We start from the raw sequence: 12,844 nt of genomic DNA, 5'->3' as shown, positions 1-12,844 counted from the left end.
CAAATGACACGGATTGTAAATAATTGTGTTGCATTGGTATGCCTTTGTTTGTTTTGGGGTCAAAGCCTGAGAGCTGCAGATGCTTCTCATTCTGAGCAGATAAAGTGGGGCAACGAGAGTGTTTTTAATGAGGAACACAACACTTTGGGACTCTTTTCCGGAGTACTTGGCGGACAAATTGTATTGGCAGGCGGCACTTCCGACGATTATAGCCGATGGGGAAGAAATGCGGTATGCCTTTCTGAAAATGCCGGATTCGCTTTGTATGAAGATGTGTTGTCCAAGCCGTTGGCTTATGGCGCTTCCATAACACTCTCTGACGGTATCTTGTGTATTGGAGGGCGTGATTCTTCCCAATGCTACGAAGATGTATTTTTTGTCACAATGCAGCAGGGCAAACTGAATGTTTCGGAAGATTGGCCGCCACTTCCTTTTCCGTTGTCTAACGCGGCAGGAGCACTACTGGACAATAAGGTATATTTGTTTGGAGGCAGGAAGTCGGTAAGTCCGTCCAGGTTATCGGATTCTTTTTTTGTGCTGGACTTGTCGAACAAGTCCAGAGGATGGAAAGAACTACCGGGCTATCCGGGATGCGTCCGGGAAGATGCAATTCTCGTGGTACAGAACAACGGCGTTTCCCCTTGTCTGTATTTATTGGGTGGACAGACGGAAACGGAAGAAGGGTTGTCTTCTTGCTTGACTGATGGATATGTCTATAACCCCCAATTGGGTAAATGGAGTTCATTAGGTTCGGATTTTCCGAAAGGAATATGTGCTGCTGTCGCCAGCGGAGCCAACCATATACTTCTTTTTCAGAAAGAGCCGGAAGATACACAGCATCTTAAAAAAGAGAATGCTTTATGGAAATACCATACAATTACGCAGACTCTTGTCAAGTCTGAATGTATTCCAGGTACCTATGACACTATGCAAGTCTTGCAAAGAAACCGTTCCTTCGTTATACTCGGTAGCAATGCCAGTTCCGGAACGAATAGACTGTACAGCCTTCAAGGGGATATTGTTCCTTTGGAAAAGGGGTTGGGACTTGTCAATATCCTTGTGATTATCGGTTATTTTGCCGTATTGGCCGGAATTGGAATTTACTTTTCACGGCGCCAGAAAAGTACGAATGACTATTTCAAGGGTGGAGGACGTATTCCGTGGTGGGCTGCCGGGCTGAGTCTTTTCGGAACCGCGTTGAGTGCCATCACCTTCATGGCTATACCCTCCAAGGCATATGCCACTAACTGGAGTTATGTGTTGTTCAATACCGGTATTGTGTTTGTTGCCCCCGTCATTGTTTATGTCTTTATTCCTTTTTTCCGGAGATTGAATATAACGACTGCCTATGAATATCTGGAGATACGTTTCAATGTCTTTATCCGGGTTATTTGCAGTCTGGCCTTTATTATTTTCCAGGTAGGGCGTATGGGCGTTGTGCTTTTTCTGCCCTCCATTGCTTTGAATGTGGTGACTGGATTGGATATATTCCTATGTATCGGTATTATGGGAGTTTGTAGTATTCTATATACAATGATAGGGGGAATAGAGGCGGTTGTATGGACAGATGCCATTCAAGTAATTGTACTGTTGGGAGGAGCGATATTTGCAGTGATATACATCTCGTGTTCTCTTCCCGGTGGATTGGGTGAAACGATTGATATTGCCGTGGCAAACGGTAAGTTCGATTTGGGAGCGACGAACTTTGACTTGAAGGATGCTACGATGTGGACTGTCATTATTGCCGCATGTTTTACCCATCTTACCACCTATGGGACGGACCAAAGTATGGTGCAGCGCTATCTCACTACCTCTTCGATGAAAGAGGCACGGAAGAGTGTATGGACCAATGCGATACTGACTGTTCCCGCCACACTGATTTTCTTCTTTATAGGCACTGCGCTTTATGCCTATTACAAGGTGTATCCTGAGAATCTGAGTATCAGTATTCCTAACGGCGATGCTATTTTTCCGTGGTATATTTTTACCCAATTACCGGTCGGTATTGTAGGGTTGTTGATTTCGGGCATCTTCGCTGCGGCAATGTCCACTTTGAGCGGCAGTATGAATTCGGCAGCCACAGCTTATATAGTAGACATTTATTCACGTTTCTTTCATAAGGGAGAGGGTGGCAATGAATTGCATGCGGCACGTATGGCAACTTGTGTGATAGGAATCATTAGTCTATCTTTTGCTTTTCTTATGGCAACATGGAATATCGCTTCATTGTGGGACGAATTTAACAAGATACTCGGGCTCATATTGGGCAGTATGGGAGGACTGTTCATGTTGGGCATGCTTACCAAACGCGCCAATTCCGGAGGAGCAATCATTGGTATAGTCGCAAGTATCATCGTACAATTGTTTGTTGCCAGATTCCAGACGTTCCATTTGCTTTTGTACACGGCATCCGGCTTTATCTCATGTTTTGTCATAGGTTATCTGGCAAGCTTGTTCTTTAAGAAAAAATAGGTTTGAACCTATCATTAATTATAATATAATTTTATTTATGAACAAACGACTTTTAACAGGATTAATCGCTGCACCATTTACGCCAATGCACGAAGATGGTTCCTTAAATTTGCAGGTGATCGGGCCGTATGCAGAGTTTCTGATGCAAAAGAAATGTGTGACGGGAGTGTTTATTTGTGGCACGACGGGAGAATCCGTTTCTCTGACAACAGAAGAACGAAAGGCTGTTGCGGAAAAATGGATGGAGGCAGCCAAGGGAAAACTGAAAGTGATAGTGCATGTAGGTGGCATGTCGCAGGTTCAGTGTGCCGAGCTGGCAGCCCATGCGCAAGCTATTGGAGCTGATATGATAGCAGCCATGGCGCCCTGCTTTTTCAAGCCCGGTTCTGTAGATGAGCTGATAGGTTTTTTCAAGCCGATAGCTGCATCGGCTTCCCGCTTGCCGTTTTATTACTATAACATGCCGTCCATAACCGGGGTTTCCTTGCCGGTACACAAGTTCCTTATAGAGGGCAAGAAGCAAATTCCCAATCTGGTGGGAGTCAAGTTTACTCATAACAACCTGATGGAGATGCAGCAGTGCATTCATGCGGACGGTGGGGCGTTCGAAGTCTTGCACGGTTTTGATGAGATACTGATTACCGGATTGTCGGTTGGAGCTAAGGCTGCCGTAGGCAGTACCTACAACTATGTTCCGGGTATATACAAAGCTGTGATGGAAGCCATGGAAAAGGGAGACCTTGAAACAGCCCGTGAAATGCAATGGAAATCTGTTGAAATCATTGATGTGCTGATAAAGCATGGGGGAGGAGTCAGAGCTGGTAAGATATTCATGAAACTGGCAGGAATAGACTGTGGACCATGTCGATTGCCGATAGCTCCTTGTTCTGAAGAAGAGCTGGAGGAGACAAGAAACGAATTGAAAAATACGGAATTCTTCAAATACATTAATTAACTAAAAACGATTGCCTATGGAGATATTGCAACAATACATCCAATGAAAAAACTCATTGGCCAACTTAAGTTTGACCCCCGAAAAGGGAGGGGAAACGAGTATTGGCACTTCTCGTTTCCCCTTAAATAAATTACTGAAACAATTTATTATTAAAATCGTAACAAAGATGAGAAAAATATTTCATTTTCACCTCATAACTTTTCTACTATTTTGCCCATTTTTGCTTTGGGCACAAGAATTTAACCTATCAGGTGTAGTAGTGGACAATACTGGTGAAACTCTTCCAGGAGTTTCCATCGCTGTGAAGGGTACGACTCGAGGAGTTATTACGGATATGAATGGCGCTTTCCAGCTGAAAGTAAGCAAGGGGGAAACTCTTGTATTTTCCTATGTGGGCTATGATGAACAGCAAATCCTGATTACTAATCAAAAGATTCTTAACATCCGGATGGAACCGACCACCATGGGGCTGGATGAAGTGGTGGTTGTAGGTTATGGTACCCAATCCAAGCGTACCGTAACATCCGCTATCAGTAAGGTGGATGGAGAAACATTGAAGGCAACTCCTATCAATACTGTGGGAGAAGGGCTGAAGGGTAAAATTGCGGGTGTACGCGTGTACAATGAGAACAATACTCCGGGTGCAGAGGCTACGTTCTTGATTCGTGGTGGTTCATCTATCAGTCAGAGTAATTCTCCTCTTATATTAGTTGATGGCGTAGAGCGCAGTACAGCGGGTATCAATCCCAATGACATCGAATCTATCGAAGTCTTGAAGGATGCCGCTTCTTCTGCTATTTATGGTTCGCGTGCATCGAATGGAGTTGTCCTGATTACGACAAGAAAAGGAAAAAGCGGTGCTCCTCGAGTGACGTTTGAGGCTTCCTTTGCAAACGAGAATGTGGAGCGGATGATTGAGTATCTGGATGCTACCCAAGCTGTTACTATCATGCGCGATCGTTGGGCTTCCGGACCCAGTCCGGAAAAGTTATACCTTGACGGATATGCTTATAGTTCCGGCAATACGGATGCTTCCAAGTTTTCTACCCGTTACCTGAGGGATGGAGAGAGCATTCCGGCAGGATGGAAGTCTGTGGCTGATCCGTTGGATCCCAGTAAGACTTTGATTTTTGAAGATAATGATTGGGCCAGTACTTGTTTCAAGAATGCTCTTTGGCAAAATTATTATGTGGGGATAGAAGGAGGTACGGAGAAATTGAGCTATGTGGGCAGTATTGGCTATATGAAAGATTCCGGTGTAGGTGTAGGCACGGCATTCGACCGTTTCAATGCCCGTACTAATGTAACTGCCAAAATCAGAGAGAACCTGACTTTCAGTAGCAACATAGATTACAGCCAGACGAATAGCGAAGAGTATGCCAGTCAGTATCAGGTGATTTCCCGTGGACTGATGACCCCGGCTGTTCAACGTAAATATTGGGTGTCTGACAATGAATGGTACGGAACCCCGACGCCAGGTCCAAACTCTTCGTCTCCGAATCCGAGCTTCTACTCGTATTTTAATGATAACAATCAGCGTACCAACCGTTTGGGGTTAGTCGGCTCTCTTGATTGGGAAGTTTTGAAAGGATGGCATGCTGTGGGCACCGCTTCTTTGTTTACGCAAAACAGCCATGGAGATACATTCATGCGTGCCAACCCGATGAATGGAACGCGGAAGGCGACTACCAACATGACGGATGAGCAACGGAAGAAACTGGAATTCTACACCAGCTATACAAGAACGTTTGCCGATAAACACAGCATCAGTGCGATGGTAGGATATTCCTATCAGCAATATTTGTACAAGTATGTGTATGCTGCCACTACCGGACACAGCTCCGACAAGATACCGACATTGAACGGAGGTTCTGTTTATTCCGATGCAACGTCGACCAAGCAGGAAGATGTGAATATCGGTTATTTCGGCCGATTGAACTATGATTATCTGAAAAGATATATGTTGACTGCTACTTTCCGTGAGGACGGCTCTTCCCGTTTTGCCAAAGGCAACCAATGGGGATTCTTCCCCGGATTGTCTGTCGGATGGGTTATGAGTGATGAGCCTTTTATGCAGAATATCGGTTTTATAAGTAATTTGAAGTGGCGTGGCAGTTATGGGCAGACCGGTAACAACTCCATCGGCTATTACGATGCATTAGGATTGTATGCCATTACCACCAGTTACGATCAAAGTGCTGCGACCGTTTCTTCGGCCATGCCTAACAAGGCTCTTGAATGGGAGACTTCCACACAATTGGATTTAGGTTTTGATTTAGGCTTGTTCAAGAACCGCATCATTCTGGGTATCGATTACTTTAATAAGATTACGGATAACCTGATTACTTCCAAAGTATTGCCCAATACGTCGGGATACGGTTCCATCCTTACCAATCTTGGAAAAGTACGTTTCCGTGGTTTCGATGCTGAAATAACAACACGTAACATTGTCAAGAAGGATTTCACGTGGGAATCTAAATTCACCATTACTTACGTAAAGAACAAGGTGCTTAAACTGCCCGAAAACGGACGGGACAAGAACCGCCAGGGAGGATACTCTGTAAAAATGCAGGATGGCACGACCAAAGAATTCGGAGGTGTTGCCGAGGGTGAACCGTTGGGGCGTTTCTATGGATATAAGAAAGACTTTATCATTACAACTCCCGAGCAGGCTGCCAATGCCCGTTATGACACCTCATCCAAAGGTTGGGACTGGACCACGAAACAGAAACTGGGTGTCGGAAAAAAGACTATTGGAGACTATGAGTGGAAAGACCTGAACGGAGACAATATCATCAACAGCAATGATATGTTCCTGCTGGGAAATACGATTCCCCATACCACCGGAGGTTTGAACAATACTTTCACTTACAAGGGCTTCACTTTGAATGTCTATCTTGATTTTGCTTTGGGGCACTCCATTTCCAATGGTTATCTGCAACGCCAGATGTGTAATTTCATGAATGGAAACACCAGCCTGCCTGCTGAAATCCTAAAATGCTGGAATGTGGGGGATGACCCGAGTAAGGCCAAGTATGCCCGTTTCTCAGGCAATGACTCCGATGAGTTGAATAAGAATTTCCGGGACAACTCCGATGTTTTCACCCAGAAAGCCGATTATCTCTGTATCCGTGAAATCTCTCTGCAATATGCTCTGCCTCAGGCATTGCTGGCAAAGATTGGTCTGAAAGGGCTGGTATTGACCCTGGCCGGAAACAATCTGCATTATTTTACGGAAGTAATAGGCCTTTCTCCCGAAGTAGGTGCATCAAGTACCTATTCCGGTAGTTTCAACACCTATCCGCCTATCCGTAAGTTCTCTATCGGATGTAAAGTTACTTTGTGATAAAAGAAGTTTAATACGAAAAATAAGAATTATGAAAATAAAAATATTATCCGGCATTCTTCTTATAAGTGGGGTCTCGTTTTTTACATCATGTCATGGAGACCTGAATGTGATACAGCCCAGCCAGTTCACCAGCCTATCCATGTGGACAGAGGAGAGCGATGCTACGAGTGCGGTAAATGGAGCATATACTCAATTCCGTTCCGCCTTTTCCGATTTGCTCAACATCTATGGAGAGATGCGCTCAAACTGGTATGAGAGTGGGGCGGTAAATGATGCGTTTTTTAATAGAGTGGGTACAAACGTATTGCTGAGCGGTGATGCAGGTACAAATTGGAGTAGCATATATACTACCATTAACAGTGCAAATTTGATTCTGAAGCATACTCCGGAAATCTCTTTCACCAATGAAGCTACACGCAGTGAAGTGATGGCCAATGCCTATTTCCTACGGGCATATTGTTACTTTACTCTGGTGCGGGTATTCGGTGACTGTCCGTTACTGACTTCCGGCTTTGAGTCAGAAAAGCAGGAGGACATGTATCCCAGCCGTACGGCGGCCTCTGAAGTATATGCTCAGGTCGAAACCGATATAGAAGAAGCTTTAAGGTTGATGCCCGCTTCTTCCAAGCTTCTCCATAAGGCATCTCCGGCAGCCATCAACATGTTGCGTACTGAATATTACTTATGGAAGGCAAAGCGTCTGGGAGGAGGGAATGCGGCTCTGAGTACGGCGCAGTCTTCTGTTGATGCGGTATTGAAAGCCGGATATACACTTCTTCCCACGTTTGCCGATATTTTCAATTTAAACAACGAAGCCAATTCTGAGCTTATCTGGACATTGCCCTATATCGTCAATGAAAATGTGACTCCGGGAACATCCCCCAACTTTTTCGCCTATTATCTGGCACCTAACGGTGACAGAACCCGGCTGAGGGAAGCCGGATATACCGAGGATGAGGTTCCTGCCGGTTCCCATGCCCAGTATGTTGTGCCCACGCAAGCCTATTGCGATTTCCTGGCTGAGGATGCACGTGACACGCGTACGGATGTTTCAGTACGGGTATTCGAGGATAAGTTCCTGACGGAAGAAGTACAGATTAAAAGGATGGTTGTGAAGTTCAAAGGCTCCTTTGCCAATGATACGCGTAGTTTTGACAGTGATGTCCCCGTCTATCGTTTGGCCGAAGCCTATCTTTTGAAAGCTGAAGTGGAAAATGCCTTGGGAAATACGGATGCCGCTTTGCAGAATCTGAATGTAGTGGCCAAGCGTGCTTATGGGGTAGACAACTACTACACGGCAAGGACTCAGGATGCCATAGACAATGCCATTATCAGCGAAATACTGAAAGAGTTTGTCGCAGAATCAAAAGCATGGTGGGCATACCTTCGCTTTAATAAGGAATTCGAGCTTATTGAGACCTTGAAGGGGCGTGAAGGGGAGAAGAATGTTACCTTGTGGCCTATTGCTCCTGCTTGTCTCAATACTAATCCGAATATAACACAAACGGAAGGTTACAAATAAATATTGGGATGATATGAGATATAAGACTATACTTTTACTGGTCTTGTCTGCTTGGGGCATCATGGCATGCCAAAATTATACGGATAAGATAGCGGTGGAGATTCGGCAACCGGTATATCCGGTGTTGACATTGAAGGAGCATAATCCGGTATTGTGTCTGCGTCTGATTAGGAACAGCGGCGTGGCATATCAGTTGGAAAAGATAAATTTCACTTTGGATGGAACTGTCCGTTCCGGTGATGTCGTTTCCGCTTCGCTGTTCTTGGATGAGAATTGTGGGCAGGTTTGTGCAAGTGCCAAACCGGTGAACAAACAATTGAGTTTTAAGGTAGGCCGGCAGATAGAGGAAGATACACTGACATGCTGGGTGGCACTCCGACTGAGGGATGATGCGGCGCAGGCTACAAGCAAGATTGAAATCTCATGCAGCAGTGTCCAGACAGACTTGGGGCTGGTGGGCATCCGCCAGTTGCCCGCAGTAAAGCCGCTCCGTATAGGAGTGGCCCTGCGGCAGCCGGGTCAGGACGGGGTACACACTTCCCGCATTCCCGGATTGGTGACTTCGACGAAAGGTACCTTGCTGGCCTTGTATGATGCACGCAATGAAAGAGATGACGATTTGCAGGGTGACATTGATATTGCCATCAATCGCAGTGAAGATGGAGGGCGGACTTGGCAACCCATGCAGACTGTTCTGGATATGAAAGAATGGGGCGGGTTACCTCAGAAATATAATGGAGTGAGTGATGGTTGCATCTTGTCGGATGATTTCACCGGAGACCTCTATGTCATAGGGTTATGGATGCACGGAGTCTTGGACCCCAAGACGGGCAAATGGATAGAGAATCTTACCGATACCTCGACCGTATGGAACCACCAGTGGCGTGCGCACGGTTCTCAGCCGGGATATGACGTTAAACAGAGTTCCCAATTCCTGATTAGTAAGAGTACTGACGACGGACTTACCTGGAGTGAGCCGCGTAACATTACCCGCCAAGTAAAAAAGGAAAAATGGTGGCTGCTTGCTCCCGGACCGGGTCGTGGCATCACAATGGAAGACGGTACATTGGTATTTCCGGTAGAGGGGCGAAACGAAGACGGGCTTCAGTTCTCTACAATCATGTGGAGTAAAGACAAGGGCGAAAACTGGACCGTAGGCGAACCGGCCTACTACAATACCAACGAATGTCAGGTGGTAGAACTTTCAGACCATTCCTTGATGTTGAACATGCGTGAGCGCAGCAACCGGGGACGTCAGGAAGGTAATGGGCGGGCTATTGCCGTCACTGCCGATTTGGGGAAAACGTGGACGGAACATCCCACGTCGCGCAGAGCTCTCATTGAACCGGCTTGCCAGGCATCCTTGCTGCGCCATGATTATATTGAAGACGGAGAAGAACGTCATGTATTACTCTTTGCCAATCCTAATTCAAAAGAGCGCCGTAACAACATTACCATTAAGGTGAGTTTCGATGACGGGCAAACTTGGCCCGAGGAGTATTGGATGTTGTTGGATGAAGGTAGGGGGGCGGGGTACTCTTGCATGACTTCCATTGACGAGCATACCATAGGTATCTTTTATGAGGGGAGTCAAGCCGACATTCAGTTCCAGGCTATCCCGCTGAAAGAATTATTGAAGAAATAAAAGTATAACACCTTAAAAAATAGACAAATATGAAACGCAGTGAAATCAATCAATATATCCGCGAAGCCAAAGCATTTATGACAAAGTATCACTTCATGCTGCCGCCATGGGCGGACTGGACTCCGGACGACTGGAAAAGCAAAGGACTGGAATGTAATGATATCCGGGAAAGAGCCATGGGCTGGGACTTGACCGACTTCGGCTGGGGCGATTTCCTGAAAATCGGCCTGACTCTGGTAACCCTCCGTAATGGAAGTCTGCAGAAGAAAGACAAACCCTATTGTGAAAAGATTATGTTTGTCCGCTGCGGACAAGTTACTCCTACCCATTTCCATTGGCTGAAAACGGAAGACATCATCAACCGGGGCGGAGGAATCCTCTGCATGCGTCTGTGGAAGGCCGACAAGGAAACTGAAATGCTGACTGAAGAACCGCTTGTCGTTTCCATCGACGGAGTCAGTACACGGGTAGCTCCCGGAGAAACGGTGCGTCTTGCTCCCGGACAAAGCATTTGTTATGAGCCTTATCTCTACCATACTTTCTGGGCCGAGGACGACCATTGTCTGGTAGGCGAAGTCTCTACAGTGAACGATGACATGAGAGACAACCGTTTCCTCACCCCCAAGGGGCGTTTCCCGCAGATAGAAGAGGATGTTCCGGCCGAACATCTATTGTGCAACGAATATCCCGAAGTTTAGAAAGTATGAAAGATAAGACCAACCTGACGGGATTGAATCCTGATAATTTCCGGTCCGTAATCAACGGAAAGGATACCGGCCTTTATATACTGCGCAATGGCAGCGGTATGGAGATGTGCGTCACGAACTACGGGGCCATCGTCTTATCCATCATGGCTCCTGATAGTCATGGTAAGTTTGAAAATGTCGTCATAGGCTTCGATACGCTGGAAGAGGCCCGCAGGCAAAGCAAGGACTATTATATAGGAGCTACTATAGGCCCCGTAGCCGGACGCATATTGCACGGCGCTTTCCGTGTAGGAGAAAAAGATTATCACTTACAGCTTAACTCTGTTTCTAATACTCTGCACAGTGGTGATAACGGTTTTCACACGGTGGTGTGGGAAGCACAGCAACCGTGTGAAAACCAACTTCTCCTCCGGCATTTCCATGCCGATGGAGAAGCCGGTTTTCCGGGCAATGTTACGGTAAGGATGATGTATACCTTGACGGACGACAATGGGTTCCGTATAGATTATGAGGCGGAGACAGACCGCGACACCTTGTTCTGTCCCACCAATCATGCCTATTTTAACCTGGCGGGCATGGAAACTCCCACTACCTCCATTGAAGACCATCTGGTGAGGATAAACGCGGATTTCTACCTGCCTATCGACATGAATACGAACAATACCGGTGAAGTCAGGGCAGTGGGCGATACGCCTTTTGATTTCCGCGACTACCATTCCATAGGCGAACGCATCAACCGGAAAGACTTGCAGTTGCTCAACGGCCACGGTTATGACCACTGTTTTGTCTTGAAGAAACCCGCGCTGCATGAGCTCTCTTTCGCCGCCACCTGCATCAGTCCGTCCAGTGGGCGCAGAATGGATATCTATACCACAGAGCCGGGGCTTATCATGTACACCGGCAATTATTTGCCGGGCTTCACGGGCATGCATGGCACTGTGTATCCGCGTCGTAGCGCCGTCTGCTTTGAAACCCAGTGCTTTCCCGATACACCGAACAATCCGCATTTCCCCTCCATCGTATTACGTGAAGGAGACCTTTATAAACAGACATGTATTTATCAATTCAGTACGCAACCATGAAAAACAGAATCATTCTTTGTTTGGGATGCCTGCTGGCATTCCTCCAGCTCCGGGCACAAGTCAATACCAACCAGCAGCATTTGTGCAATCCTAATTCTTTTTCCATCGTCCTGCTGGGCGACCCGCAAAACTACGTGAAGTATGACTATAACCAACCGGTTTTTGAGCTGATGACGGCGTGGACCGCTCATCATATAGACTCCCTCCGTGTAAAGGCGGTGCTTTGTACGGGCGACTTGGTAGACCAGAATGAATGTATTCTACCTCCCTTCCCACGTTTCGGGAATCTTACGAGCCGGGAGCAGTGGACATTTGTGTCGCGGGCTTTCGGGCGGTTGGACAACAAGGTCCCTTATCTCATTTCTACCGGAAACCATGATTACGGCTACACCCGTTCGGAGAACTCGATGACCCGTTTCCCGGAATATTTCCCGATAGAGCGCAACAGCCAATGGAAAAAGACCATCGTGGCTGCAACCAATAATAGAAACGGCCTGCCTACGCTGGAAAATGCCGCAATGGAGATAACGGACGAGCATTGGGGGAGGATTTTGATTATTGCCGTTGAATTTGCCCCACGTGATGAGGTCTTGTCATGGGCAAGGGAGCTGGTGGCTACCCCACGCTTCAAAAACCACACAGTGATTCTCATCACCCATTCCTATCTTACCGGCTTCGACAGCAAGCGCATCACCAAAGAAGGCTATAAGATAACCCCGTCCAATACGGGCGAAGGCATCTGGCAGAAGCTGGTGCAACCTTCTGCCAACATCCGTCTTGTGCTGTGCGGACACTATGCCACTCCGAATGAACGGTTGGACTATACCACGGGATTCCGTACCGACAAGAATGCAGCCGGACACGATGTGCACCAGATGATGTTCAACTGCCAGGCGTTGGGTGGCGGCATGAGTGGAAACGGGGGAGACGGCTGGCTGCGTCTGCTCGAATTCCTGCCCGACGGACATACGGTGCAGGTCAGGACCTATTCTCCGCTTTTCGGCTTTTCTCCTCAAACCAAGGACAAGGCATGGCGTACGGAATCTTATGACCAGTTTCAATTCACGATAAAATAAAAAATATGAAGCGTATATCAATTATTTATTCATTAA

8 protein-coding genes are annotated in these 12,844 nt (G+C 46.8%); all 8 read left to right on the top strand.

Translation table 11 applies throughout. The features are described 5' to 3' along the window. The first annotated feature begins 3 nt into the window (after positions 1 to 3). The 8 genes from DW896_RS01255 to DW896_RS01220 all read left to right on the top strand — a co-directional run bounded on the left by DW896_RS01255 (position 4) and on the right by DW896_RS01220 (position 12,808). On the top strand, positions 4 to 2,472 hold the full coding sequence (locus tag DW896_RS01255) for a sodium/solute symporter (protein ID WP_009038523.1): 2,469 nt from the start codon (positions 4 to 6) through the stop codon (positions 2,470 to 2,472). 37 nt (positions 2,473 to 2,509) lie between these two features. Then, positions 2,510 to 3,427, top strand: coding sequence for a dihydrodipicolinate synthase family protein (locus tag DW896_RS01250; RefSeq protein ID WP_005829247.1), 918 nt, complete (start codon positions 2,510 to 2,512; stop codon positions 3,425 to 3,427). 166 nt (positions 3,428 to 3,593) lie between these two features. Then, positions 3,594 to 6,773 (top strand): TonB-dependent receptor, encoded by a 3,180-nt coding sequence (locus DW896_RS01245; protein WP_016273669.1) that lies wholly within the window; start codon positions 3,594 to 3,596, stop codon positions 6,771 to 6,773. 31 nt (positions 6,774 to 6,804) lie between these two features. Then, positions 6,805 to 8,298 carry a RagB/SusD family nutrient uptake outer membrane protein gene (locus DW896_RS01240; RefSeq protein ID WP_009038521.1) on the top strand — a complete coding sequence of 498 codons (1,494 nt, stop codon included), beginning with the start codon at positions 6,805 to 6,807 and terminating at the stop codon, positions 8,296 to 8,298. A gap of 13 nt (positions 8,299 to 8,311) precedes the next feature. After that, complete coding sequence (locus DW896_RS01235) at positions 8,312 to 9,943, top strand: sialidase family protein (protein ID WP_009038520.1); 1,632 nt, start codon at positions 8,312 to 8,314, stop codon at positions 9,941 to 9,943. Between the two features lie 29 nt (positions 9,944 to 9,972). Continuing rightward, positions 9,973 to 10,641: a D-lyxose/D-mannose family sugar isomerase gene (locus DW896_RS01230; protein ID WP_009038519.1), complete on the top strand. Its 669-nt coding sequence runs from the start codon at positions 9,973 to 9,975 to the stop codon at positions 10,639 to 10,641. 5 nt (positions 10,642 to 10,646) lie between these two features. After that, positions 10,647 to 11,732, top strand: a complete 1,086-nt coding sequence (locus DW896_RS01225) for an aldose epimerase family protein (RefSeq protein WP_009038518.1) — start codon at positions 10,647 to 10,649, stop codon at positions 11,730 to 11,732. Next, positions 11,729 to 12,808 (top strand): metallophosphoesterase, encoded by a 1,080-nt coding sequence (locus DW896_RS01220; RefSeq protein ID WP_118067024.1) that lies wholly within the window; start codon positions 11,729 to 11,731, stop codon positions 12,806 to 12,808. The genes DW896_RS01225 and DW896_RS01220 overlap by 4 nt, the downstream gene beginning before the upstream one ends. Positions 12,809 to 12,844: the final 36 nt, after the last annotated feature.

It is taken from the genome of Bacteroides sp. AM41-16 (genome assembly GCF_003603495.1).
GTDB lineage: Bacteria > Bacteroidota > Bacteroidia > Bacteroidales > Bacteroidaceae > Bacteroides > Bacteroides uniformis.
The sequence above is the reverse complement of the archived record's forward strand: the minus strand, read 5'-3'. Positions and strand labels throughout refer to the sequence as shown.

What these genes read in the sequence shown, in the direction of transcription:
- DW896_RS01250 (WP_005829247.1), top strand. Translation starts at nt 2,510, where the DNA reads ATGAACAAACGACTTTTAACAGGATTAATCGCTGCACCATTTACGCCA.
- DW896_RS01235 (WP_009038520.1), top strand. Translation starts at nt 8,312, where the DNA reads ATGAGATATAAGACTATACTTTTACTGGTCTTGTCTGCTTGGGGCATC.
- DW896_RS01220 (WP_118067024.1), top strand. Translation starts at nt 11,729, where the DNA reads ATGAAAAACAGAATCATTCTTTGTTTGGGATGCCTGCTGGCATTCCTC.
- DW896_RS01255 (WP_009038523.1), top strand. Translation starts at nt 4, where the DNA reads ATGACACGGATTGTAAATAATTGTGTTGCATTGGTATGCCTTTGTTTG.
- DW896_RS01240 (WP_009038521.1), top strand. Translation starts at nt 6,805, where the DNA reads ATGAAAATAAAAATATTATCCGGCATTCTTCTTATAAGTGGGGTCTCG.
- DW896_RS01245 (WP_016273669.1), top strand. Translation starts at nt 3,594, where the DNA reads ATGAGAAAAATATTTCATTTTCACCTCATAACTTTTCTACTATTTTGC.
- DW896_RS01225 (WP_009038518.1), top strand. Translation starts at nt 10,647, where the DNA reads ATGAAAGATAAGACCAACCTGACGGGATTGAATCCTGATAATTTCCGG.
- DW896_RS01230 (WP_009038519.1), top strand. Translation starts at nt 9,973, where the DNA reads ATGAAACGCAGTGAAATCAATCAATATATCCGCGAAGCCAAAGCATTT.